Source organism: Marmoricola endophyticus, from assembly GCF_014644415.1.
In the GTDB taxonomy this organism is placed as follows: Bacteria; Actinomycetota; Actinomycetes; order Propionibacteriales; family Nocardioidaceae; genus Marmoricola; species Marmoricola endophyticus.
Window position 1 is genome coordinate 755,481 of record NZ_BMKQ01000001.1, and the last position, 24,973, is coordinate 780,453.

At 69.9% G+C, this 24,973-nt stretch carries 21 protein-coding genes; 6 read left to right on the forward strand and 15 right to left on the reverse strand.

Annotation, left to right across the window (positions count from 1 at the left end; translation table 11 throughout):
* Positions 1-342 precede the first annotated feature (342 nt).
* The 3 genes from IEX42_RS03725 to IEX42_RS03735 are packed head-to-tail and all read left to right on the forward strand — an operon-like array spanning position 343 to position 7,279.
* Positions 343-2,583 (forward strand): tellurite resistance TerB family protein, encoded by a 2,241-nt coding sequence (locus IEX42_RS03725; RefSeq protein WP_188778337.1) that lies wholly within the window; start codon positions 343-345, stop codon positions 2,581-2,583.
* Positions 2,580-4,124, forward strand: coding sequence for an ATP-binding protein (locus IEX42_RS03730; protein ID WP_188778339.1), 1,545 nt, complete (start codon positions 2,580-2,582; stop codon positions 4,122-4,124). The genes IEX42_RS03725 and IEX42_RS03730 overlap by 4 nt, the downstream gene beginning before the upstream one ends.
* The gene (locus IEX42_RS03735; protein WP_188778341.1) at positions 4,124-7,279 is read left to right on the forward strand and encodes a DEAD/DEAH box helicase; all 3,156 of its coding nucleotides are present in this window, start codon (positions 4,124-4,126) and stop codon (positions 7,277-7,279) included. Before IEX42_RS03730 ends, IEX42_RS03735 begins: the two co-directional genes overlap by 1 nt.
* A 176-nt stretch (positions 7,280-7,455) precedes the next feature.
* Here IEX42_RS03735 and IEX42_RS03740 read toward each other — a convergent pair whose 3' ends face one another.
* From IEX42_RS03740 to IEX42_RS03750, 3 genes are all read right to left on the reverse strand, one after another.
* The gene (locus IEX42_RS03740; RefSeq protein WP_188778343.1) at positions 7,456-8,145 is read right to left on the reverse strand and encodes a hypothetical protein; all 690 of its coding nucleotides are present in this window, start codon (positions 8,143-8,145) and stop codon (positions 7,456-7,458) included.
* An 88-nt stretch (positions 8,146-8,233) separates the two neighbouring features.
* Positions 8,234-9,427, reverse strand: a complete 1,194-nt coding sequence (locus tag IEX42_RS03745; protein WP_229660573.1) for a tyrosine-type recombinase/integrase — start codon at positions 9,425-9,427, stop codon at positions 8,234-8,236.
* A gap of 428 nt (positions 9,428-9,855) precedes the next feature.
* Entirely contained in the window at positions 9,856-10,299 is a 444-nt protein-coding gene (locus tag IEX42_RS03750; protein ID WP_188778345.1) for a PA2169 family four-helix-bundle protein, read from the reverse strand.
* Between the two features lie 232 nt (positions 10,300-10,531).
* Here IEX42_RS03750 and IEX42_RS03755 point away from each other — a divergent pair, with 232 nt between their 5' ends.
* Complete coding sequence (locus tag IEX42_RS03755) at positions 10,532-10,687, forward strand: DUF6131 family protein (RefSeq protein ID WP_188778347.1); 156 nt, start codon at positions 10,532-10,534, stop codon at positions 10,685-10,687.
* An 86-nt stretch (positions 10,688-10,773) separates the two neighbouring features.
* Here IEX42_RS03755 and IEX42_RS03760 read toward each other — a convergent pair whose 3' ends face one another.
* Positions 10,774-11,523, reverse strand: a complete 750-nt coding sequence (locus IEX42_RS03760) for an SDR family oxidoreductase (RefSeq protein WP_188778349.1) — start codon at positions 11,521-11,523, stop codon at positions 10,774-10,776.
* Between the two features lie 101 nt (positions 11,524-11,624).
* Here IEX42_RS03760 and IEX42_RS18065 point away from each other — a divergent pair, with 101 nt between their 5' ends.
* Positions 11,625-12,470, forward strand: coding sequence for a LysR family transcriptional regulator (locus IEX42_RS18065; protein WP_188778350.1), 846 nt, complete (start codon positions 11,625-11,627; stop codon positions 12,468-12,470).
* A gap of 47 nt (positions 12,471-12,517) precedes the next feature.
* On the opposite strand, the gene IEX42_RS03770 is transcribed toward IEX42_RS18065, so the two are convergent.
* Genes IEX42_RS03770 through IEX42_RS03780 form a run of 3 tightly spaced genes read right to left on the reverse strand, consistent with a single transcriptional unit; the run spans position 12,518 to position 17,207 of the window.
* A complete protein-coding gene (locus tag IEX42_RS03770) occupies positions 12,518-13,837 on the reverse strand; it encodes an alkyl sulfatase dimerization domain-containing protein (RefSeq protein ID WP_188778352.1) in 1,320 nt (439 codons plus the stop codon).
* The gene (locus tag IEX42_RS03775) at positions 13,834-15,876 is read right to left on the reverse strand and encodes an acetate--CoA ligase family protein (RefSeq protein ID WP_188778354.1); all 2,043 of its coding nucleotides are present in this window, start codon (positions 15,874-15,876) and stop codon (positions 13,834-13,836) included. Before IEX42_RS03775 ends, IEX42_RS03770 begins: the two co-directional genes overlap by 4 nt.
* Positions 15,873-17,207 (reverse strand): MFS transporter, encoded by a 1,335-nt coding sequence (locus tag IEX42_RS03780; RefSeq protein WP_188778356.1) that lies wholly within the window; start codon positions 17,205-17,207, stop codon positions 15,873-15,875. Before IEX42_RS03780 ends, IEX42_RS03775 begins: the two co-directional genes overlap by 4 nt.
* Positions 17,208-17,331: 124 nt before the next feature.
* Here IEX42_RS03780 and IEX42_RS03785 point away from each other — a divergent pair, with 124 nt between their 5' ends.
* Positions 17,332-18,585 carry a PucR family transcriptional regulator gene (locus IEX42_RS03785; protein ID WP_188778358.1) on the forward strand — a complete coding sequence of 418 codons (1,254 nt, stop codon included), beginning with the start codon at positions 17,332-17,334 and terminating at the stop codon, positions 18,583-18,585.
* Positions 18,586-18,782: 197 nt separating this feature from the next.
* Here the strand turns inward: IEX42_RS03785 and IEX42_RS03790 are convergent, their stop codons facing one another.
* The 8 genes from IEX42_RS03790 to IEX42_RS03825 all read right to left on the reverse strand — a co-directional run bounded on the left by IEX42_RS03790 (position 18,783) and on the right by IEX42_RS03825 (position 24,890).
* Positions 18,783-19,154, reverse strand: a complete 372-nt coding sequence (locus IEX42_RS03790; RefSeq protein WP_188778360.1) for an NYN domain-containing protein — start codon at positions 19,152-19,154, stop codon at positions 18,783-18,785.
* A 5-nt stretch (positions 19,155-19,159) separates the two neighbouring features.
* Positions 19,160-19,606, reverse strand: a complete 447-nt coding sequence (locus tag IEX42_RS03795; protein WP_188778362.1) for a lipopolysaccharide assembly protein LapA domain-containing protein — start codon at positions 19,604-19,606, stop codon at positions 19,160-19,162.
* Between the two features lie 196 nt (positions 19,607-19,802).
* The gene (locus IEX42_RS03800; protein WP_229660574.1) at positions 19,803-20,879 is read right to left on the reverse strand and encodes a potassium channel family protein; all 1,077 of its coding nucleotides are present in this window, start codon (positions 20,877-20,879) and stop codon (positions 19,803-19,805) included.
* Between the two features lie 7 nt (positions 20,880-20,886).
* A complete protein-coding gene (locus IEX42_RS03805) occupies positions 20,887-21,246 on the reverse strand; it encodes a hypothetical protein (RefSeq protein WP_188778363.1) in 360 nt (119 codons plus the stop codon).
* A gap of 12 nt (positions 21,247-21,258) precedes the next feature.
* On the reverse strand, positions 21,259-21,546 hold the full coding sequence (locus IEX42_RS03810) for a hypothetical protein (protein ID WP_188778365.1): 288 nt from the start codon (positions 21,544-21,546) through the stop codon (positions 21,259-21,261).
* 40 nt (positions 21,547-21,586) lie between these two features.
* On the reverse strand, positions 21,587-22,639 hold the full coding sequence (locus tag IEX42_RS03815) for a YihY/virulence factor BrkB family protein (protein ID WP_188778367.1): 1,053 nt from the start codon (positions 22,637-22,639) through the stop codon (positions 21,587-21,589).
* Positions 22,640-22,672: 33 nt separating this feature from the next.
* Entirely contained in the window at positions 22,673-23,473 is an 801-nt protein-coding gene (locus tag IEX42_RS03820; RefSeq protein ID WP_188778369.1) for a crotonase/enoyl-CoA hydratase family protein, read from the reverse strand.
* 64 nt (positions 23,474-23,537) lie between these two features.
* A complete protein-coding gene (locus IEX42_RS03825; RefSeq protein WP_188778371.1) occupies positions 23,538-24,890 on the reverse strand; it encodes a cation:dicarboxylate symporter family transporter in 1,353 nt (450 codons plus the stop codon).
* Between the last annotated feature and the right edge of the window lie 83 nt (positions 24,891-24,973).

The following is a 24,973-nucleotide window of genomic DNA, read 5'->3' on the forward strand; positions in this document are numbered from 1 at the left end:
ATTTGATGTGGTTACGTCAGACACAGGCAGCGCGCCGGGATGCGACAGTGGACGGATGCGCCCTGCACGCCGCTGACAAAGGGAGATTTCTTGGGACTGCTCGACCGATTCCGCAGCAAGAAGAAGACCCCGGATGCACCGGCCCCGGCCTCCGGGCTGCGCCGCACCCCTCCGGCGCCGCCTCCGCCAACGGTGCACCCGGCTGACTCCGCACCGCCGGCTGGACCGTCCACTGCACCGTTAGCCGCACCGCTGACCGCGCCTTCGCAGGCACCCACCACGCCGCCGCCGACCGAGGTTGCTTCGCCGCGCACCCAACCGAGCGCCGGAGCAGGCACGGGCGTGCAGCAGCTGACGCGCACCGTGCAGTGGATTGGGCCAGGCACCACCGCCACCATCGGCAAGTACACGGTGCCCGGCGGCATGCTCTATGTCGGCCACGGACTGCAAGCACCGCGCGGAGGCACCGACCCCGCTCTGATTGACCCACGGCTGTCGGTGTCCCGGGCGCCGGCGAACCTCAGCAACGCCCAGATGGGCTACTGGCCGGCCTACGACGAGATCAGCCCCACCGCCCGCGCCGGCTATCTGACCTGGCTGGCCAGTGGACGGCGAGATCCCAGAGCCGACATCGGGTTCGTGTTCTTGTTCCTCTACGGCTTGGAACGCCGCGCGCTGGTCGACATCCCCGCCAACAGGCGGCTCGGTGTCGAGCTCGCACCGATGCGCGCCGAGCTGCAGCGACTCCTCGACGTCTATGGCGAGAACTACTCCTTCCGCAGTTACGCCTCGAAGTTCCTCGACGTGCTCGACGTGCTGGGCGAGGTCGCCGAGGTCGAGGGTGACAGCGCCGCTGCCGCGCCGCCGCTGGACCTGGAACGTCGTTGGGAGGCGCCGCTGCGTCTACGGGTTGGGCTCGGCGCTATGGCCTCCGATGGTAAGCCGATTCCGGCCGACTGGGCGCTCGCATGGGCGTGGTATCACCCCGAAATCCATCTGAGGACTCCCGCGACCAGGTGCCGCGAGGAGTTCACGGCCTTGTTCAACTCCCGCTACGGGGACGCGTTCGGTGAGGGGATTCGTGTCAGGCCGGGCAAGACCCAGATCAAGGTCGAGTACTACACGGCAACTTCAGGGATGGGTGCCGCGCAGCTGTCGATGGGTGTGCCTGACGTGTTCACGATGGCAGCGCCCCGCAACCATCTGGCGAAGCTCGTCGAGTCCGTGACCGCCGATCTGGACGCGTACAGCCGCTACCTGGGCCGCAACCCGGAGGGCAAGGCGTCCCTCGCGGCGGCGGCGCTGCTGCCCGTCGACCTGGCCGGCGATCCGTCGCCGCAAGTGGCCGACCTGGTCGACTGGGCCGCCGGGCTCGCCGACTCCGGTTCCGCGACCACGGGAGCCGAAGTGCTGTCGCGGTGGCCGGCCAAGTCGGCGGAGCGGTTGGCGAAGGCCGAAGCGGTCACGTTCGCGACGCTGCTGGCCCGCTACGGCCTGGGGATGGAACCTGACGTGCGCTTGGGTGGGCCCGCCATCACGACCGTCTCGAAGGTCGTGACGTTCCGGACGGGCACCGAGCCGCAGCCGCAGGCTTCGACCGCCGCCTACGCCGGTGCCGCGACCCTGTTGCACCTGGCTACCGCAGTCGCCGCCGCCGACGGGCACGTGAGCGCTGAAGAACAACGGCACCTGGTCAACCACCTCGAACGTGCGCTGGACCTCACCCCGGGTGAACGGGTCCGTCTAGGCGCGCACATGCGGTGGCTCGCGGCCACCGGGGTGAAGCTAACCGGTCTGGTGAAACGAGTAGAGGTGCTCACCGAACCGCAACGCTCCAGCGTCGCCGACCTACTGGTCGCGGTCGCGGCCGCCGACGGCGTCATCTCGTCCGAAGAAATCGCCAGCCTGACCAAGATCTTCACGCTGCTGGGCGTCGATCCGGCCCAGGTGCACACGCGCCTGCATGCGCTGCTGGCCGGTGGCCGCCCCAGCCCGGCGACAAGCCCGGTCGTTGTGCGAGAAGCAACAGGCGCCGACCCCGGCTACCCGATCTCACCGCCACCGCCACCGCCACTCGACCCCGCGGATGTGGACGGTCCAGCTGTCTTCCAGCTGGATGCGCGAGTCATCGAAGCGAAGTTCGCTGAGACAGCAGCAGTCGGAGCGCTGCTGGCCGACATCTTTGGTGACGACGAACCAGCCACCACCGGCAACCAGCCGCCGCCCGAGCAGGTAGCCGGAGTTGACGCTTCTGGTGAGACCCTGGTCGCCGCTACAGGCACCTCTGCGCCGGTGCCCGGAGCAGCCGCCGACGGCGGTGACGAGACCACTCGGGTGGCGGCCTCGTCCTACGAGGGGCTCGACGCCGCACACAGCGCCTTCCTGCAGGCGCTGCTGGGTGAGACCACATGGTCACGGGCAGACATCGAAGAGTTGGCCGAGAGCAATCATCTGATGCCAGACGGCGCCATCGACATCATCAACGAATACGCGCTAGAGATCACCGGCGACACGCTCCTCGACGAGAACGACACCGACACGTTCACTATCAACGACTTCGCACGCGAGGAGCTGCCCACATGACCGACAACGCGACCACCGCAGCCGACACGACCAAAGCGACCGGCGCAGCGGCCGCAGAGCGGATCCGTCCCCGCGACCGCGACACCCTCATCAACGGTCTACGCGCCGGCGTCGTCCCACGTATCGGCCAACAGCACATCCAAGTCGGACGCGTTAACGAGCTGAACGCGCTCCTGGCCGACATCACCCGCATCGGCGACGACGGCTCAGCTGCCCGGTTCATCATCGGCGAATACGGATCGGGCAAGACGTTTTTCCTCAACCTGGTCCGCTCGGTGGCGTTGCAACGCAAGCTAGTCACTGTCCACGCCGACCTCTCCCCCGACCGACGCCTGCACGCGACCGGTGGGCAAGCACGCTCGCTGTACTCAGAGCTGATGCGGAGCATGTCGACGCGTGCAAAACCAGACGGCGGCGCGGTGGGCAGCGTTGTCGAACGGTTCGTCACCAGCGCACTGACCGAGGGGAACCAGAACGGCACCGCCCCCGAGTCGATCATGCGGGCACGGTTGGCGCAGCTCAGCGAGCTCACCGGGGGCTACGACTTCGCCGAAGTCATCGCTAAGTACTGGCAAGGTCACGACACCGGTAACGAGCAGCTGAAGTCTGATGCTGTGCGGTGGCTGCGCGGGGAGTTCGCGACCCGCACCGATGCCCGTGCGGCTCTCGGGGTCCGCACTATCGTCGACGACGCCAACTTCTACGACCAGCTGAAGCTCCTTGCCAAGTTCGTCCGCCTGGCCGGGTTCGACGGCTTGCTGGTGTGCCTAGACGAAATGGTCAACCTCTACAAGCTCGCTAACAGCCAGGCACGCAAGTCCAACTACGAGCAGATCTTGCGCATCCTCAATGACGCCTTGCAGGGATACGCCGAAGGAATCGGGTTTATCTTCGGCGGCACACCGGACTTCCTGACCGACTCACGCCGCGGCCTGTACTCCTACGCCGCGCTGCAATCACGTCTTGCCGAGAACACGTTCGCTACGGCCGGACGAGTCGACCTCTCTGGGCCTGTCATCCGGCTCTCGGCGCTCACCCCTGAGGACCTGTTTATCCTGCTGACCAAGCTCGTTCACGTGCACGCCGGCGGTGACCCAGCCAACTATTTGCTGCCGTCAGAGGCGCTGCAGGCGTTCATGGCGCACTGCTCGAACCGCATCGGAGACGCCTACTTCCGTACGCCCCGCAACACCATCCGCGGGTTCCTGGACCTGCTCGCCATCCTCGAGCAGAACCCCGAGCAGCAGTGGGACCAGATCATCGACGCCATCCCGATCGGCGAGGAGACCAACCCAGACCTCGAGCCCCTCCCCGCCACCGAAGGCACCGTCTCGGCCCCGCCAGAAGGCGGAGGCAGCGTCACCCTCACCGCCGCGCCTGGCGCCGGTGTTGTGGGCCCGCCCAGCTGGGCAGTAGACCCCGCGGACAATGGCAGCGTCACCGTCGAGCACAAGAACAACGGTGACGATAGCCGGGATGACGACGGTGACGGAGATTACGGCCGGGGCGGGGACGATGAGCTGACCTCGTTCAAGCTCTGATGACCAACAGCTCGCGCGACCAGGAACCTTCAACCGGGATTTCAACCTCAGCCGCACGGGCAACCGGCGCCGCCGACCCGGCGGCAGCGTTCGGACGGCTCCACCCCGAAGTCCAGCGGTGGGTGTGGAGCCAAGGCTGGTCAAGCCTGCGCACCGTTCAGGCGTTGGCAGTCGAGCCCATACTCGCCGGCTGTGACGTCCTGATCTCGGCGGCGACCGCCGGCGGGAAGACCGAAGCCGCGTGGCTTCCTATCGCCTCCAACATCTCTGCCAGATTGGACGCCGCACGAGACGAGCACGGGCAGGGACGCCCACCTACGCCCGCTGCCCCCGGGGTGCGCGGCCTCTACATCGGTCCGCTCAAGGCCCTCATCAACGACCAGTTCCTGCGCCTGCAGACCCTCGGGGAAGACGCCGGGATTCCGGTGCACCGCTGGCATGGTGACGTAGCCGCGTCCGCGAAACGCAAGCTGCGCACCCACCCCGAAGGAATCCTGCTCATCACTCCCGAATCCCTCGAGGCGCTCTTCGTCCGCGAGGGCCCCCGGGTCCCGGTCATCTTCGCGGGGTTGCAACACATCGTCATCGATGAGTTTCACTCGTTCATTGGCACCGAACGCGGCGCGCAGCTGCAGTCGCTCATGCACCGCATCGATCTGGCCCTGCGCCGTCGGGTCCCCCGCATCGGGCTCTCGGCCACCCTGGCCGACCTCACCCACGCCGCGGAGTATCTGCGCCCCGGGCACGGCGCAGGCGTCGCACTGGTCGCCTCACCGCACGAAGACGCCACCGAGATCCGCTTGCAGGTGCGCGGCTACATCCGACACAACCCCGAGACAAACACGGACATTGAGACGGGCTCTAACGCCACGACCCGTGATGCGGCCGGGAGGCATGAGCCTGATGAGGAAGCCGCCCACTCGGACGACGCAGTCGCGATAGGACGACACATCTTCGAAACGCTGCGCGGCGCCGACAACCTCGTCTTCGCAAACAGCCGCTCCGCTGTGGAGGCCTACACCGACATCTTGACCCGACTCAGCGAGACCGCACGAGTACCGAACGAATTCCTCGCCCACCACGGCAACCTGTCGAAGGAGCACCGCGAGGACGTCGAGAACAAGCTGCGCTCTACCGAGACACCCGCGAGCGCGATCTGCACCTCGACGCTCGAAATGGGCATCGACATCGGGTCTACCGACTCTGTTGCGCAGATTGGATCACCACCCGGAGTCGCATCCTTGCGGCAACGCCTGGGCCGCTCAGGTCGACGAGGCAGGCCCGCGACCCTGCGCGCCTACGTCGCTGAAGCAGAGGTGACCGAACGCACCCCGCCGACTGACATGCTGCGCGCTCACCTGGTGCAAACGGTCGCGATGACTGAGCTGATGTTGCGCGAACGCTGGTACGAGCCGCCCAATCTCTCCGACCTTCACCTGTCCACCCTCATCCAGCAGGTCCTCTCCGTCATCGCGCAACACGGCGGAGCCAAGGCCGCGGAGCTGTTCAGTGCCTTGTGCGGCAACGGGCCGTTCGCCTTGGTCTCTCAACAGGTGTTCGTGCAGCTCTTGCGTGACATGGGCGAGGCCGGCCTGCTGACCCAAGCCGGTGACGGGGTTCTGCTCGCCGGCCCGGTCGGTGACCGGCTGGTGAATCACTACTCGTTCTACTCCGCCTTCAAGTCCGGCGAGGAATACCGGCTGATGGCTTGCGGCAGGACGCTGGGCACTATCCCGGTCGATTTCCCCGTCCTGGTCGGCAGCTTCCTGATCTTCGCCGGCCTGCGCTGGCAAGTCGTCGAAGTCGACGCCACGGCCCGCATCATCGAGCTCACCCGCTCGTCGGGTGGCCGACCGCCGTCGTTCACCGGCAACGGCGCCGAGGTCGCCGACAAGATCCGCCAACGGATGCGCCATCTCTACCTCACCGCCCACACCCCGGCCTACCTGGACGCGACCGGGCAAGACCTGCTCACCGAGGGCCGCAACAACTTCGCCCGGCTGAACCTGAGCCAGCGATCAGTGGTGCCGTGGGGATCGGACACCGTGCTGCTGCCATGGCGCGGCGACCAGATCCTGAACACGCTCGCGGTCGCATTCGCCAGCGTCGAGGTGCCAGCAGCCAAAGACGGAGTCGGGCTCACCATCGTCCACACCCACCCGACCGATGTCCTCACCGCCGCACAACAGCTGGTCCAAGCAGGGGAACCTGATCCTGAGAAGTTGGCGCGGTCGGTGAGCAACAAGCTGCGCGACAAGTACGACGAGTTCCTCTCCGAAGACCTGCTCGATCTCGCGTACGCCGCCCATGCGCTCGACGTCCCTGGCGCGTGGAGCGTGTTGGCACACTTGACGACCGAGCCGGTGGAGTCACTCGACGTCTTCGACCCCGCGCCCGGGCTCGGCACCGGCGCAACCAGTTCGACGGAACGCATCGAGCTCGTCAGGGGCGGCGGAGACGGCGGAGCCGTCGGCGTCGGGGACGGCGAGTCCACCTCGACTGCGTTCTCGCCTGCGCTCGCATCAGTGGGCCAGACGCCCTTCGCCGTCATCGACGTAGAGACCACCGGGATCGACTCGCTGCGCGAGGACAGGGTCGTTGAGGTCGCGATCGTGCAGACCGACGAGACCGGCACCCCCACCGCAACATGGAGCTCACTAGTCAACCCGCTGCGCGACGCAGGCCCAGCGCATGTGCACGGCCTGGTCAACGCCGACCTGGCCGCCGCACCCAGGTTCAACGACATCGCCGAGTGGATAGCCGACCAACTCGCCGGCCGCATCGTCGTCGGACACAATGCCGAGTTCGATCTCGCCTTCCTCAACGTCGAGTTCGCGCGCGCTGACCTCGAGCCTCCCCCTTGGCCCGTACTGGACACACTTGCGGTCGCCGAGTCCCTCGCCGTCTTTGATGACCTGACCCTGGCCGGCTGCTGCGCGGCCGCCGGGGTGAGTCTGCGAGCCGCGCACACGGCTGTCGGTGACGCGCTCGCCACCGCGCAACTGCTCGCAGCCCAGCTGCGCCATGCACCCGCGCAGGCCATCACCGCACTCGTGGACGGCAAAGTCGTGACCCCAAGGACCTACCCGCGGCCAGCAGCGCCGCGAGCCACGCCACGCCAGGGCTACGGAGCGCTCCGGTACCCACTGCAGTGACAGGAGCACAGGGGGGACATCATGGCGAGCCCTGTGGGCCGCAACGACGACCGGCTTCGTACCGAACGCTTCGACGCGGCCAGAGTCGACAGGCCCTAGCGTCCCAGTCAGACGTCTCTGCACTGAGTCATGTCGACGCGTCTGGCGGGCCACCCTGTGAGCTCAAACCCGCATCGTTACCAAGGCGAAACACTCGGCGCTATCACCCAGTGAGTACCCGTCACGGCTGGCTTCCGATCTTGATTGATCCGTCGCACCACGAAGGTCTCGACAGGGGGAGGATCCAGTGGCAGAAAGTACTTCGCCAAGCCATCGCTGGGACCGAGAGCCCATGACGGAGTGGTCAGTTTCAACCCTACGGGCGGGTGGGGGCCGACAAGCACCAGATGCGCGTCTACGTCCGGGAAACGCGGCGCATCGTGGTCGCCGAAAATCGCGGTAAGCCTAGCCGCCTTATAGAGCATCTGCTTGTTGGTCCAACTGCTATAGCCCTTCGCCTCCAACAGCGCGAGCTGACCCCGTCCGCGTTCGTCGGTCCATGCCACCAAGAGGTCGATGTCGGATTGGTTGCCGGTGACCTTGAGATCCTCCGGCACTCCGGCAACGCCCGCGTCAACGTTGCGCTCCATCAGATTGCCTGGGTGCGCCAGTCCCTCTGCCCACATCAACGCGGCGAACAGCCAATCCAGGTGGTAGTCCATTGCGCAGTAGGCATTGGCTGGAACATCTCGCTTCAGGACGTCCCCGAGCTGCAGTCGAAACGTTTCGCCGAGGGTGAAGGCGGCGTTGCCCAGTGCCTGTCCCACCAGGAGGAATCGCTCCTTGCGATTGAAGGAGGCCAGTCTCTGTTCCATGTTCGTCAACATGGTCCAATGCTGCCCGCGTTTCGAGTACCGGGTCTGGTGCCCTGAGGGTTTGCCGCCGGCGGCCGCTTACGCCACATGATTCCGCTGCCTATAGCTCAACTAGCTTCGACAGCCGTCTGGCGATCTCGGCATCGCGATCCTCGGAGGCGTGCTGGTAGCGCATTGCCGCACCAGGGGTCGAGTGCCCCAGTCGCCCCATGAGCTCGGCGAGCGTCGCCCCAGTCTGCGCGGCCAGGACGGCACCGGTGTGCCGCAGGTCGTGCCAGCGGAGATCCCTTCGGCCGGCAGCTCGACGAGCCGGGTAGTAGACCTTGTACAGCGTGGCCGTCGCCATGTGGTGGTCGCTGTTCGCCGCAGCCGGGAAGAGCAGAGCGTCCCTCTCACCACCCACATGGTCGGCGAGGTGTGCCTCGACGAAGGGCATCAGGTGCGGCGGGATCGCCACGTCGCGGATGCCGGCGTCCGACTTGGGTGGACCGACGAAGAACTCGCCGAAGGCGCGGCTCACCGCCCGGCGGACCTTGACGCGGCCCCGCGGGATGTCGATGTCGCCACGGCGCAGCTCGGTGAGCTCGCCGAAGCGCAGCGCGCACCACATCGCCAGAAGAGCCATCAGCTTGTAGCGAGGCGGCAGCTCGTCGACGATGATGTTGAGCTCCTCGAGCGAGGCGGGCTGCACGCGGTGAACTCTCGCCGTGCTGCCCGCGCCGCGGATGTGCACCGGGTTGTAGGGGATCAGCGGGTGCGGGCGCTCCGTCGCAGCCGTGTTGAGGATCGTGCGCAGCAAGCTGTAGGACTGCGCTCGCATGTGCTCTCGCCCCGGGGCCACCTGGTCGTACCAGCGGTTGACGTCGACAGGCTGGATCTGGTCCAGCGTCCAATCACCGAAGGTCGGGTTGATGAACTTCTCGAGCAGCATCAGGTACTGATAGCGCGTCTTCGGCCGAAGCTCCCTCCCCCGAGTCCGCCGGTTCGTGACCCAGTCGTCGGCGTACTCACGCAAGACCGGGGCGGCCGCCTTGGCCGCCGCGCGAGCAGCGGCCTCGGGCGCCCAGAGCTCGAGGCTGATCTCAGCCCGACGGGCGGAGAGCCAGGCGATCGCGTCGTCCTTCGCCGCGAAGGTTTGCGGGGCGCGGTAGAGCCGGTGGTCCGGTCCCGTGTACGCAGCGCGGTAGCGACCGGACTTGAGCAGCTCGACACGTCCGAACCCACGTCGGGTTCTTGTACCATTTCTCGAAGTGTTCCCCGCCATTAATATCGCCCCCTCGATCACGAGGAACATACGGAGAAGATCGATGTCATTCCGTGTCTATTTATGTCAACACCTATCATCGAGCCGCATGCCCTCTGACCTGCGACGATACACGACTCAGGCGGTCAGCAACGGACTGAAGAATACGCTCTGAATCGCGCCTTCAAACCCAGTATCGCCCACCAACGCGCACACCCCTTGACCTGCACGAACGGAGGTCAAGGGGTGTCATTGCGTTTGGCGTGCGCAATACGTGCGGAATGCGCTTCCGGACCGGCTCAGCCGACCGGGGTGTTCAGGATCTTCGTAGCCAGAGTTCGCCGAGAACTCGATGCTTCAGCCGCGCAGCACCGGAGCCCGGCGTCGGCCGACGAGCCCTCGAACTGCTGCCGTTGCCGAACGGTTCCGGTGGTCGCGGCACACCCAGACGCCGCCGGCGATGACGACGTGGGCGCCCGTCAGCCCGCGCTCTCCAGGTCCCGGACCTCCTCACGGGCAGCGTTGACGGCCGCCTGCTGGCGTACGACGACCTCGCGGAAGCCTGCACTGAGGTCCATACCCACGGCGTCCTCGTAGGTCGAGACCGCGTGATCCTCACCGGTCACGGCTGCCTTGAGCACGGCGGACGGGTCGTCGCTGGTCAGCGCGTCCTTCAGTGAGATCCAGCCACGGTGCAGCGCTGCCGCGGCACTGCCGCTCTCCTCGACGTCGTCGCCGTAGTCGTGACCCAGGCCGACGATCTCGCGCCAGAAGCCGGCACGCTGCGACGACAGGTGCTGCAGGGTCGCAGCCCACTCGGCGTGCCCGTCACCACGCAGCTTCTCGGCTGCGTCGCTGAGGCCTCGCTCGCCGTCCTTCAGCGTCTCGACCAGCTGCTTGGCCGCCTTGGCGTCATCAGACATGGGGTGCTCCTTCGTGTCGTGGATCCCTTCAGCCTCGCCGACCCACGGCCTTCTCGGTCCACCCTCGCGAATGACGCTCCACAGGTGTCGCCGGGGCCGGGCGGCGGGCCTGCTGCCTTGGTCACCGCTCCCCGTCGCCGACTCGCCCGTTGCGCTGTAGCCCACGACGGCACCGACGCGAGAGGGTCGTCACTAGCCGACACTCTGTCGGCCTCAACGAGAAGGAATCACCATGATCATTCTGGGCGTCATCCTCATCATCATCGGAGCGGTCGCGAACATACCGATCCTCTACACGATCGGTGCGATCCTCGCGATCGTCGGCGTCGTGCTGTGGGTCCTCGGTGCCACCGGCCGGGCCGTGGGTGGTCGAAAGCACTGGTTCTAGCCGTCACCCGCAAGGACGGCTAGCTTCCGCCCGCCCGGGATGTGCCCGGGCGGGCGGAGCCATGTCCAGCCCGAAACCGTCCCGACTCACCAGGGCTGGATGCCGGTCTCGTCGCGGAAGGTGCCGCGCGGCCCGTCGTCGGGGAGGGTGGCGAGCTCGAGGAAGACCGCGGCCCCCTGCTCCGGCGTGCGGAACCCCTGGTGCCCGTTGAGGTCCGTCGCGACGTAGCCCGGGCAGCCGGCGTTGATGAGGACGTTCGTGTCGGCGAGCTCCTTGGCGTACTGCACCGTCACCGCGTTGAGGTACGTCTTCGTCGGGGAGTACACCGCCGAGATCGGGCCGACGGCGTCGGCCTGCGCGGTCTGCAGGCCGAGCGAGCCGACCGTGCTCGAGACGTTGACGATCCGCGGGGACGGGGCGCGGCGCAGCAGTGGCAGCAGCGCGTTGGTCGTACGGATCACTCCGATCACGTTGACCTCCACCGCCTCGCGCACCTGGTCGGGGCTGGCTTTGGTCGGCTCCTGCGGCGCCCCGCCGGTGATGCCGGCGTTGTTGACCAGCACGTCGAGGCCACCGCGCTCCTCGAGCTGGGCCGCCGCGGCGGCGACGCTGGCGTCGTCGGTCACGTCGAGCGCGACGCCGAAGACGTCGAGGCCCTCGGCACGCAGCCGGTCCACCGCGTCCTGGCGACGCGCCTCGTCGCGGGCGCCGACACCGACGCTGAAGCCGAGGCGGGCCAGTCCGGCGGCGATCTCGTACCCGATCCCCTTGTTGGCCCCGGTGACCAGGGCCGTCCTCCCGTTGCCGGTGAGCTTGTCTGTCGTGTTCTCGGTCATGGCGCGAGTCTGTGCTCGCGCCGTGCGGCTCCCCCAACACCGGCTGGGTCAGGCTTGATACCGCCGGGGTATGGCACCAGGTGAGGACTATTCTCGGCTGGGTGGAGAGTCGCGAGCTGCGCTACTTCGTGGCCGTCGCCGAGGAGTCGCACTTCGGCCGGGCCGCCGAGCGGCTCAAGATGGCCCAGCCGCCCCTGTCCCGCGCGATCGCCCAGCTCGAGCGAAGGCTCGGCGCCGACCTGTTCGTGCGTACGCCCCGCGGCGTCGACCTGACCAGCACCGGCGAGACCCTCCTGCGCGAGGGCCGAGCCGCCCTGGCGGCGTTCGAGGCGGCGGAGCGGCGCGCCCTCCGCGACGCCCGCTCCCCCGGGCGGGCACCGGTCGTGCTCACGGCGAAGGCGGGCGCCTCGAGCGAGCTGATGGCCAAGCTGCTCGACGCGTACGCGGCCGAGCCCGACGCGGTCGAGGTCGACGTGGTCCTCAGCCCACCCCGCCACCAGGCCCTGATGCTGCGCGACGGCCGGGCCGACGTCGCGATCCTGCACAAGCCGTTCGACGACCTGAGCGGCTTCGACACCGACCCGCTCACCGTCGAGGATCAGGTCCTCATCCTGCCCAGTGGTCACCCGCTCAGCACCCGCAGCTCGATCACGGTGGCCGAGGCGAGCTCCATCCCCGATCTGCCGCTGCCGCGGTGGCCGAACCTGGACAGCAGCTACCCCGACGGTCCCGGGCCCGAGCTGTTCGACCTCACCCAGGTCCTTCAGCTCGTACGACTGCGCCGCACCGCGATCATGCTGCCCGCATCGGCGCAGGAGAACCTGCGCGACGGCCTGGCCGTCGTCCCCCTGAGCGACGCGCCCCGGGTCACCACCGTGATCGCGTGGCCGGCGCACAGCACGTCGCCGGGGGTCGCCGGCCTCGTGCGCGCCGCCGCTCGGCTGTGAGAGCGGCGCCTGGTCCCGCCAGGCTCGACCTCCGCGATCGAGCCGCCTCAGAACGCCCAGGTCGAGCGCCCAGCGGTCTTGGCGCGGAGCTCCTCCTCCCGGGTGTTCCCCTCCAGCGCAGCCCGCGACTCCGCGACGGCCCACCCGTAGACGCCCTTGGCCATCGTCGAGGTCGCCCGCTGCTCGAGCTCGCGGTAGACCTTCACCCTGGCTCGGTGTGCGTCGACCGACTCCGGGTCGGCGTCGACCGCCATCTGCGCGAAGTGACCCGCGAGGCGCCACTCGCCGCGGTCCAGCAGCTCGCCGGCGCGGGCGGCGAGCTCGGGCGCTCCCCCGCCGAGCGCGGCGACCTCGCGCGCCAGCTCCCGTGACGTCGCCGGCTTGAGGTGGGCGGGATCGCCGTCCCACCAGCCGCCGTAGCGCCGCCACACGTTGCGTACGACGAACTCTGGCTCGTCGTACGACGGGCGCAGGTAGGGACGCTCGAGCAGCTCGGAGGGCGCCTTCACCTCGTGGACCACCTCGTCCAGCAGGGCGCCCTCGTTCATCAGCGCGACGGTCTGGTCGTGCACGACCTCGAGGAGCTCGGCGGCCTCGGAGAGGCTCTGCGCGACCCGCTCGACGCCGACGATCGGCAGTCCGTGACCCGGCAGCAGCACCTGGGCGCCGAGCCCCGCCATCCACCGAAGCGCCTGGGCCCACTCGCGGGCGAAGCGCTGCACCTTCTGCGGGTTGCCGGCGTTCGGGCTGGCCCAGATGAAGAAGTCGCCGCAGGCGAGGACCCCCTTGTCGGGCAGCCAGGCCATGGTCGCGTCGTCGGTCTCCCCCAGGCCGTGCCGCAGCTCGACGCCGACGCCGCCGACGTCGAGGGTCAGCTCGTCGGCGTACGTCAGGTCGGGATAGCGGTAGCGGTCGGGCCACTCCAGCCCCGGGGCCTGGAACTGCCGCTGGTTGATGACGGTGTTGAACCCGCGGGTCAACCGGTAGCGGTCGAAGCGGGGAACGACCAGCTCCTGCGCCACCACACGGGGAGCGGGCAGGCCCTGCTCGGCAGCGACCCGGTCGAAGGGGTCGACCCCGAAGACGTGGTCGATGTGCCCGTGGGAGTAGACCGCGGTGTGCAGCGGACGGTCGTCGAGGTCGCGGACCACCGCGAACAGGTCCTCGGCCCGGCGCTGGTCGCCGGTGTCGAGGAGCATCGGCCCGTCGTCGGTGGGCACGACGTAGACGTTGCCGAACGCCGGCCACATCCACACCCCGTCTGCCACCGGCTGCAGACCGTCGCCGCGCCACTCGCCACGGTGGTACGACGCGGCGTCCTCGGCGCCGCGCCACACCCGGTCGGCGAAGTCCAAGAAGTCGCTCATCTGATGCTCCTGTTCGTCTCGTGGTCGGAGAGTGTGATCAGCGCGTCGAGCGCCAGCAGGCGGCCCTCGTACGGGCACAGCGGGTTGAGGTCGACCTCGGTGACGTCGCGACGCTCGGTCATCAGCCGCTCGAGGCCCCGCAGCACCGGGTCGACCAAGCCGGCGCTCACCCCGAGCTGGTCCTCCACCCAGGTCAGCAAGCTGAGCCGTTCGGCGTCGGGCGCCGGGACGTGCAGGCTGCGCCGCAGGGTTGCTTCGCCCTCGACGTCTCCACCACCGGCCGAGACCAGCAGGTTGACGCCGTACGTCGGGTCGCGGACGGCACCAAGCGCGAGCTCCAGGTCGTGGGCGACGAGCGGCTGGGCGACCACCGCGGCCCCGTCTGCGTGCGAGGCCTCTCGCAGCCGGGCGAGCACCTCCTCGGTCCGCTCGACCAGCTCGTCGCGCTCGACGCCGAGGTGTACCAGCCCGGCGCTCGCGCGGTGCGGCAGGTCCGCCGCGTCGCCCTTGAGCACGTACGGGCCAGTCCACCCGGCGTCGTCGACGAGCCCGGCCAGGGAGGCGTCGGACGCCCAGAGCGTCGGCACGTGCTCGACGTCGTACGACGCCAGCAGGTCGCGAGCGAACCGCTCGGAGAGCACCGTGGTGTCGGGCCGGTGCGTGACCTCCTCCTCGGGCTCGTCGACGGCGCCGGTGACGAGCAGCGGGTCGAGCCGCCGCAGCAGTGCGCCGATGCTCGGCAGCACCGTGTCGGGCATCGCCAGCCCCTCGACGCCGCCGGGCGGGGCACAGGCCCAGACGAACCAGGCCGGCGTCCGCAGCGCTCCGACGAGTGCGGCGATGTCGGCGTACTGGTCGGGGAACCGGTCCCCGAAGGTCAGGTAGACGACGATCGCGTCGATATCGGGGTCGGCGTCGAGGATGTCGAGGAGCTTGTCGACCTTGCCCAGCGAGCCGAAGAAGTTGCCACCCAGGTCCACCGGGTTGTCGATGCCGGCCTCGACGACGCCGACGTCCCCGAGAGCCGTGACCGTGTCCCGCGAGAGCGCAGAGAGCCGCGCCCCGCGAGCGGTCAGCGCGTCGCCGAGCACTCCACCGGCACCGCCGGACATCGTCAGGACAGCGAAGCGTGGCCCCGCGGGGAGCGACAGGCCGCGTCGGGCGTTCAGCACCGCGTCGACCACGGCGTCGTCGTCGCCGACCAGCTCGATACCGACCTGGTCGCACAACGCCCGCAGCAGTGCGTGGTCGCCCAGGACCGCCGCCGTGTGGGACAGGGCGGCGCGACGTCCGGCGTCGCTGCTGCCCACGGCCAGCAGGACGACCTTCTTGCCCTGCTCCCGGGCGCGGCGGCCGAGGGTGCGCAGGCCCTCGGCGTCGCGCACACCCTCCAGGTAGAGCACGAGCACCTGCACCTCGTCGTGCTCCAGCAGTGCCGTGGCCATCTCCGTGGACGTCAGCACCGCTTCGTTGCCCGTGCTCGCGTAGCCGGTGAAACCCACGCCCGCGGACTCGAGCAGGTCGGCGAGGACGAAGCCGACGGCACCGCTCTGGGTGACCACGGCCACCGGGCCGGCCGGCCCCGCCGGTCGGTCGAGGAACGCGGTCGTGGTCACCGAGAGCCTCGCCTCACGGTTGACGACGCCCAGACAGTTCGGCCCCAGCAGGGGCATCGAGCCGGCCGCCTCGCGCAGCTCCTCCTGCAGCTCGACGTACCCGAGGTCGGCGAAGCCCGAGGCGTAGACGACGGCCGCACCGACGCCGAGCTCCGCGCATCGACCGACGACGTCGACCGCAGCGAGAGCCGGCGTCGCCACCACGACCAGGTCGGGCACGAAGGAGAGCTGACCGAGGTCGGATGCGCACTCGGCCCCTGCGAGCTCCAGACCCTCTCGACCGACCGCGCCGACCGGGCCCGGGAAGCCACCCTGCAGCAGACGGTGGAGCGTGAGACGACCCCAGGAGAGCCGGCTCGTCGCCGAGACACCCACGACGGCGACCGAGCGCGGCCGGAGCAGCGGGTCGAGCCGCGACGTCACCGGACACCCTCGACTGCGTCGGCGCCGCGCCCGTGGATCCGCAGCAGGTCGCGGTCGGGGTCGATCGCCAGCGCGCCGATGACGGAGCAGACGACGCAGAGCGCCGCCAGGACCAGGAACCCTGCGTCGTACCCGTCGAGCGCGGTGCTCGCGCTCCCCACCAGCGAGCCCATCACGCTCGGTGCCAGCACTCCGGCCAGCGTGGAGACGCCGACGCTCACCCCGAGGACAGCGCCTCGCTGCCCCGTGGGGCACAGCCCGCCGGCCAGGGTCTGCCCGAGCGCGAACACCGTCCCCGGTGCGCCCAGGCCGACCACGAGCAGCAGCAGGCTCAGCACCGGACTGTTCACCGAGACACCGGCGGCGACCAGCAGGCCACCGCCGCCGACCATCAGCACCGCCAGCATGCCGCGGCTTCGACGGGGGGCGAGGCCGCGTCGCGTCAGCCGCTCGGACCAGACCCCCACCCCAAGGGTCATCAGTCCCCCGACGGTCCAGAACACCGCCACCGCGACGCCGGCCTGGGAGGCCGAGAATCCTCGCCCGTCCTCCAGGAAGAGCGGCAACCAGGTCACCGTCAACGCCAGTCCGAAGTAGGCGGCGAAGCCGAGCAGAGTGCTGCCGACCCAGGTCCCGTTGACGAAGAGCCGCCAGTAGGCGACGCGCTGCTCGACGATCGCCGAGTCGGTGCTGGCTCGCTCATCCGCACCCGAGGCGGTCGTCTGCTCACGGCCGTCGCGACCGAGCCACAGCCACAGCACCGCCCAGACCAGCCCGATCGCCGCCAGCAGCCCGAAGGCCGCCCGCCAGCCGAAGGACACGATGACCGCCGTCAGGCCCGGTGCCGCGAGCAGGCTGCCCACACTCGCCCCGAGAGCCACGATGCTGGTCGGCGTCTGCCGCTCGGCGTCCGGGAACCACTTGTGCAGCGCATGGTTGGCCGTGCCGTACGCGGGCCCTTCCGCCGCCCCGAGGACCACTCGGCTGCCCACCAGCAGCGACACCGATACCGTCCACAGCAGTGGGAGCTGCGCGACGGACCAGACCAGCGCCATCCCCAGGAGCACCCACTGCGTGGGAACGCGGTCGGCGAGGAACCCGACGAGGATGGCGGCGATGCTGAACAGCAGGTAGAAGCTGCTCGCCACGTGCCCGAACGCCTCGGCGTCCAGACCGAAGTCCCGGCTCAGCGGCTTGGCCGCAAGACCGAGTGCCGCCTTGTCGGCGAAGTTGATGAGCATGAAGGTGAACAGCAGTGCGGTCACCACCCAGCGACGGGAGCCCTCGACCCGGACCGGGCGGGATCGTAGGTCGTGCTGTGCCGCGGTCATGACGCGAGCTCCTCGATCGGTGCTCCGGGACGGTTGCTCGTGATGGGCATAGATCCACCCTCTGGCGGGATCGACGTGACCACCATCACGTCTTGACCCAACCATCGTCGTAGGGTGTTGTGAGATGTCACAACAGGAGGCGCCCGACCTGAGCGCAGCACTGCGTCGTACGAGGTCCGCGCTCCCCGCGAGGATCACGGCCGCAGTGGACACCTACGTCGCCGACTCCCCGCTCTACCGCAGCTCACCGACCGAGCGCCGTCACGACCTCGATGCGCTCTACCGACGCGTCACCCAGACCGGCCGGCAGGCGGGCTACCTGCTGCTGGACTGCCTGGAGGACCGGTCCGAGCTGTCAGAGAGCCAGCTCTCGCCGTTCGTCCGCAGGGCCGAGGAGCGTGCCGACGAGGGCCTGCCGATCAGCGAGTTCCTGGACGCCCACCTTCGGATCATCGACGTCGTCCAGCAGACGCTGCTCGAGCAGCTTCATCCCGTCGCACCCGGACTGGTCGCCGCCGCCCTGGCCCACCTGCGCAGCGAGGGCAGGCGGTTGGTGCGCGCGGTCGGCACCGCCTACCAGCGCGAGTACGTCACGGTGCACGCCCGGGACGCGGAGACCGCCACCGACGTCGCCCTGGGGCTGGTGCACGGACGCCCGGTCGAGGAGACGGCCGAACGGGTCGGGGTACGTCTCGCCGCGTCGTACGTGACCCTCGCCGTCGCGATCGGCGACACCCCGGCCGAGGTCCGCGCGGACGACCTGGGGCGACGCATCGGCACCCGCCGCAAGCTGCGCCACGCGACCGAGCTGCTGCACGGCGGGCTCGGCGAGCACGTCCTGGTCGCCATGACCGACTCCCGCGGCCACGTCCTCCTGCCCGTGACCTCGCAGGGCCCCGCGCCCGGGGAGTTGGAGGAGACGCTCGACAGGCTCGCCGACGCCCTCGGAACGACGGTGATCGCCTCCTGGGAGGACGCCTGCGCCCGCACCGACCTCCCTGCGGCGTCCCGTCGCGCGGACCGTCTGCTCGACGTCGCCCTCCCGACCCGCGAGCACGGCCTCGTCCGCCGCAGCGACCACCTGCTCGAGCTCCAGCTCACCGTGAGCACCGAGGCCTCCGGCCCGCTGCGGACCATGCTCGACAGCGTCGCGCGCGAGCACGGCCTTCTCGAGACGCTACGGGTCTTCGTCGACCAGGACCTCAACCGGACGCGCACGGCCCGCACCCTCGGCGTGCACCCCAACACCGTCGACAACCGGCTGACCCGCGTCGAGGCGCTCACCGGTCTCGACGTGCGCACCTCACGCGGGCTCATGCTGGTCGGTGCCGCCCTGCTCACCAGAGACGCCGACGCGGGGAGAGCTCGGCGCGGCTGAGCGCGCTCGCGGAGCAGGGTGGCCGCGGGCCGGTACGGAGACCCACGCCGGCCGCCCGTCACGCAGCAGCCGAGGTGGAGCACCATCGACCCACGAGCCCCTCCCACGACGAGTCCCCTCGTCCCGCGGGTGACCGCGACGGGACTCCCAGTCGCAAGCCCGTGACCGGACCCGACGACCGGCTCTAGCAGCCCCGCTCAGCCCAGCTCGGCCAGCAGCCAGGTCGGGGTGAGGACGGTGGCGCCGTAGCGCTCGACGCGGCCCATGAGGATCCGGTCAGCGGTGACGACGTAGACGCGGTGCCCGGCCTCGGAGGCATCCTGGGCGGCGGCGACGATCTCGTCGTCGCCGTTGCCCTTGGCGTGGCGGGTACGCACGTGGCCGTCGCGCCCCGGCCGTACGCCGCCCTTCGCTGCGCCCTCGAGGACGAGGACGACCTGTTCCTGGGGCACGTCCGCGACGAGCAGGCTCTCGTGCAGGCGCCGCGCGGCACCGGCGCGGTCCTTCCACCAGCCGTCCGGGCGGGCGCCGACGACGTTCGCGCCGTCGACGACGAGCACGGTGGTCACGGCCGCTACTTCGCGGGGCGTACGGCCTTGCGCTCGCGCTTGACCCGCCGGCGCAGCTGCAGGATGCGGGCCGAGCCGGCCGCCACGGCGACCACGAGCCCGGCCGCCGCGCTGATCATCATCGCGGCAGCGAGCGGGATGCTGCCGCTCCAGCCGAAGAAGTCGATCTGCACTTTGCGGGTGTTCTGCAGGACGAAGACCGCCAGCAGCACCAGCACGACGACGAGGACCACGACCGTCGCCCAGAAGCCGCTGGCCTTGGAGCCGCGCAGCGGGTCGGTGGTCTGCGCGGGGGCCGACCCCTGCTTCGTCGGCGGCGCCGACGTGTCCGGGGCCGCCTTCGTGTCGGGGGCGGCCTTCGTGTCCGACGGCGGCTTCGGCGTCTCGGCCGGCCCGCCCGCCGGCTTCTCGGTGGGCGTCAGGCGTGACGGCGGCGGCTCGTTGCTGCTCATGGGGCCAGCGTAGGGCTCGCGGCGCGTCCTGGCTGGACCCTCGCGGGTGCGCACGGCGCGGCGCAGGCCCGAAAAATTAAGAGAACCGCTGGCGTCTCGGGTCACCAGCGGTTCTGAGGAAGAGATTACGTGGGTGGGACAACCCCGTCCGGCGAATGCCGAAGTTCATCGACATCGACGCGGGTGGGCTAGACCACTACTCGTCCTCGTCGGAGACGTCCTCCCCGTGGGTGCCCGGCCGGGGCGCCCAGGGCAGCTCCTGCGCGGGTCGTACGACGATCAGCCGGTCGCCGCGCGCCAGCAGGGCCACCGCGGGGTCGAAGTAGCGGAACACCTTGTCGTCACGGGCCACCGCGATCACCTGGTCGCGCAGCTGCTGCGGCTGCTTGCCGACCTCGGTGACCAGCAGCTCCCGCTCGGCCACCTCCAGCCCCTGGCCGTACGTCAGCAGGTCCTCCATCACCGAGCCGAGCGTCGGACTCATCGAGGAGATCCCCAGCAACCGCCCGACGGCGTCGGAGGAGGTGATCACCGAGTCCGCGCCGCTCTGCTTGACCAGCTCGACGTTGTCCGACTCCCGGACCGCGGCGACGATGTAGGCGTCGGGGTTGAGCTGGCGAACCGTCAGCGTCGAGAGCACGGTGGAGTCGTCCCGGCTGGTCGTGATGATCACCTGCTCGGCCCGGTCCACGCCCGCGCGACGCAGCACCTCGCGGCGCGTGGCGTCGCCGGCGATGACCGCCAGCCCGTCCGCGTTGGCGTCCTCGACCGCGTGGCTCGCCGGGTCGACGACCACGATCCGCTCGCGGTCGACGCCGTTGCCGGCCAGCAGGTCGACCGCACTGCGGCCCTTGGTGCCGTAGCCGATCACGACGACGTGCTCGTCCATCTTCTTCCTCCAACGGGCGATGCGGAACTGCTCGCGCCCCTGCGAGGCGAGCACCTCCAAGGTGGTGCCGATCAGGAGCACCAGGAAGGCGATCCTCGCCGGGGTGATGACGAAGGCGTTCACGAGGCGCGCGCTCTGCGTCGCGGGGGCGATGTCGCCGTACCCGGTCGTGGAGAGCGTGACGGTCGTGTAGTAGATCGCGTCGGACAGGCCGATCGTGCCGCCGGGCTTGGCGCTGTCGCGGTACGCGTCGCGGTCGAGGTAGACCAGCAGCACCGTGCCGACGAGGATCGCGACCGCCAGCAGCAGCCGGCGCCCCAGCTGCCACCACGGTGATCTCGAGGCCGCTGGGAAGCGGACGAGCTTGGTCGTCGTGTCCCGCACGAGGACGTCAGCCGATCAGGTCGCCGTAGATCACGACGGTGCTCGAGCCACTCCCCTGGTCACCCTCCTGACCGGAGACCTCCTGGGTCACGAAGCGGAACTCCTCGCCGGCCTTCGGGTCGTCCCGGGTCGCCGGGTTGCTGCGCCGCCACACCCCGCACAGCTCGCCGTCCTCGGCACCGCGCTGGTCCTCGACCGCCTCCCCGCGCAGGCACAGCCTGCTGTCGTCGCGCTGGTAGCTCACCACGGTCGCGGTCGTACGGTCAGGCGTGTCCGGCCCGGTCACCGCGCCGAGCAGGTAGCCCCCGACCAGGCAGAGCGCTCCCCCGGCCAGCAGCACCGGGGTCGGCAGGGTCACGTTCGCCACGACGTCAGCATGTCACGCAGGCAGGCGCCGACCGGGCAGCGGGATCACCACCGCGTCGGCGCCCTCGGGACGCCGCGGCGTCAGGCACTCCTCGATGGTGGTGCGCCCGTCGGGCCAGGACCGCAGGCGTACCCAGTCCCCCGGCGCCGGCGCCGCGGCCGGGTCCCGCGCGACCCGGGTCAGCATCCGTCCGGAGTACGACGCCCGCCGCCGCCCCGCCGCCGTCAGCACCTCCGCGACACCGGTGTCCAGGCGCAGCACGCAGCCGCGGTCCTCGGTGACGAGCCGTGCCGGCAGCATCCTGTGAGGATACGAGTCGCTGCCCGACCCGGTGGCAGATTTATCCGCGCTGCTCCGGCTCGTGGGGTACGGCGTCGGCCGGCCGCTCGCCGCCGGGGCGCCAGGTCCGTACGGACCGCTGCACCCGGCGCAGCAGCTGGAGCCGTGCGCCGGTGGTCTCCGGCTGGGGCCAGAGCCGGTCGAAGGTCGCGTTGATCGCGGCACCGATCAGCACCGCGATGGAGAGGATGTAGAGCCAGATCAGCACCGCGATCGGCGCGGCGAGCGGGCCGTAGATCGAGGTCGACTGCCCCGCCGTGCCGGCCAGCACGAGCCGCAGCAGGGCGGAGCCGAAGATCCACACGCCCATCGAGAACACCGCACCGGGAAGGTTCAGCCGCCAGCGCGTCCGCACCGGGACCGAGACGTGGTAGAGCGTGGCCAGGAAGCAGATGCACAGCACCAGCACGACCGGCCAGTACAGCGCGTTGAGGAAGACCAGCCGGTCGGGCAGGACGTCGCGGACCAGGGTCGGCCCGGCCAGCACCAGCGGGATGCTGACGATGCCGGTGATCAGCCCGAGGACGTAGAGGAAGAACGACAGGGTGCGGGTGCGCACGATCCCGCGGACCCCGCCGAGGCCGTACATGATGGTGATGGTGTCGACGAAGACGTTCAACGCCCGCGACCCGGACCACAGCGCGAGGACGAAGCCGACGGAGACGACGTCGTACCTCCCGCCGGCGAGCACGTCGTTCAGCGTCGGACGGATGATCGTGTTCACGGTCTCCGGGGTCAGTGCCTGCCCGGCCAGCGAGAGCACCGCCTCGCGCACCTCGTCGACCCGGTTGGCCGAGAACCGCTCGACGACGTAGCCGATCGCGCCGGCCAGCGCGAAGATCAGCGGCGGCAGCGACAGAATCGCGAAGAACGCCGCCTCGGCGGCCAGCCCGGTCACCCGGTGGTGGACGCACGAGAGCGTCGTCTCCTTGGTCAGCCGCCACACCGCGCGCAGCAGGCGGGCGGGGCCGATCCGGCGCAGCTCCGCGGCGCGCGAGGCTGCGGCGGCGGGCTGCGGGGGCCCGCCGTCCGCGTCCGTCGCGCCCGTCGCCATGGCGCCTACGGTACGGCCAGGAGCGGTGCCGGCTCAGGACCCGGCGTACGTCCCCGGGCGCTTCTCCGCCATCGCCGCCATGGCCTCGTCGTGGTCGGCGGTGTGGTGCGAGAGCGCCTGCATCGTCGCGGAGAGCTCGAGCACCTGGGGCAGCGTGGCGCGCTGGGACTCGCGCAGCAGCCGCTTGGCCATCCGGGTCGCGTGCGGCGGGTTCTTGGCCACCCGGCCGGCGAGGTCCTGCGCGGCGGGCAGCAGCTCGTCGGGCTCGACGACGGAGGTGACCAGGCCCCAGTCGAGGGCCTGCTCGGCGAGCACGCGGTCCCCGGTGAGGGCCATCTCCGCGGCGCGCTGCGGGCCGACGGCCTGGGTGAGCAGCCACGCCCCGCCGTCGCCGGGGATGATCCCGAGCTGCACGAAGCTCTCGGCGAACCAGCCCCTGGTCGAGGCGATCCGCAGGTCGCACATCAGCGCGAGGTCGCACCCGGCGCCGACGGCGGGGCCGTTCACGGCCGCCACCATCGGCACCTCGCACGCGGCCATCGCCAGCGGGATCCGCTGGATGCCGCTGCGGTAGCCGTTGCGCACCTGCCACGGGTTGCCGGCGAAGATGCCCTCCTTCGCCCGCATGTCGGCGACGTTGCCGCCCGCGGAGAACGCCGACCCGGCACCGGTCAGCACGACGCAGCGCACCTCGAGGTCGTCCTGCACCCGCCGGGTCTGCTCCTCGAACGCCTCGATCACGTCCAGCCCGGAGATCGGGTTGCGCTGGTCGGGCAGATCGATGGTCCAGGTCTCGACGTTGCCGTCGCGCTCGGTGCGGAGTACGTCGCTCATGGTGGGGTCCTCTCGGGCGGTGGGCTGCTCTGGGAGCAGGCTGTCACGCCTCGTCGGCGCCCCCTCAGTGGCGTACGGCTGCGGCCGCCTCGTCGCTCGCCTCGTGGTCGTCGACCATCGTCGCCTCGTCGAACGGCAGATCGCCGGCGAGCACCCGGTCCAGCCGGGCCTTGTCGACGCTGTGCGTCCACGAGCCGATGACGACGGTCGCGATCGAGTTGCCGGCGAAGTTGGTCAGCGCCCGGGCCTCGGACATGAACCGGTCGATGCCCACGATCAGGCCGACGCCCTGGACCAGGTCGGGCCGGTGCGCCTGCAGGCCTCCGGCCAGCGTCGCCAGGCCGGCGCCGCTCACTCCCGCGGCGCCCTTGCTGGCGATGATCATGAACACCAGCAGCGAGACCTGCTGGCCGATGGAGAACGGCTTGTCCAGCGCCTCGGCGATGAACAGCGAGGCCATCGTGAGGTAGATCGCCGTCCCGTCGAGGTTGAAGGAGTAGCCGGTCGGTACGACCACGCCGACGGTGGTCTTGTCGACGCCGGCGTGCTCCATCTTGGCGATCAGCCGCGGCAGCGCCGTCTCCGACGACGAGGTGGACAGGATCAGCAGGAACTCGCGGCCGAGGTACTTCATCAGGGCGAAGACGTTGACGCCCGCGACCACCTTGAGGATCGCGCCGAGCACGATGAACACGAACAGCACGCAGGTCAGGTAGAAAGCGCCCATCAGCAGCGCGAGGCCCTTGAGCGCGTCGACGCCGGTGGCCCCGACGACGGCGGCGATCGCACCGAAGGCGCCGACCGGCGCGACCCACATGACCATCGCCAGGACGCGGAAGACGAGCTTCTGGAAGTGCCCGATCACGGTGAGCACCGGCTTGCCCGCCGGTCCCATGCCGAGCAGCGCGAAGCCGACCAGCAGCGCGACCAGGAGCGCCTGCAGCACCGAGCCCGAGGTCAGCGAGGCCAGCAGGGACGTCGGGATGATGCCCAGGATGAAGTCCGTGGTCGAGCCCTCGCCTGCGGAGGCCTGCTTCTCCCCCGCGGCGGCCGCGCTGTCCGTCAGGTGGATGACGTCGCCGGGCTGGATCAGGTTGCCCACCAGCAGGCCGATGAACAGCGCCACGGTGGAGAGCACCAGGAAGTAGACCAGCGCGAGGCCGCCCACCTTGCCGACCTGTGCCGCGCTGGCGACGCTGCCGACGCCGAGGACGACGGTGCAGAAGATCACCGGCTGGATCATCATCTTGATCAGCCCGATGAAGATGTCGGCCAGCACCTGCAGCGACTGCGCGAAGTCGGGGAAGGCGAAGCCGACGATGATGCCGAGCACCACCGCGACGACCACCGCGATGTAGAGGAAGTGGGTGCGGTCCCGCTTCTGCCGGGGCTGGGACGGTGCGGCGCTCGTACTCACGGGTCCTCCATCGAGTCGTTCTGGTCGCCTGGACTGGTGACGAGCGTCATCCTGCGCCACCGTGTGAGCACGGTCACTGTTCT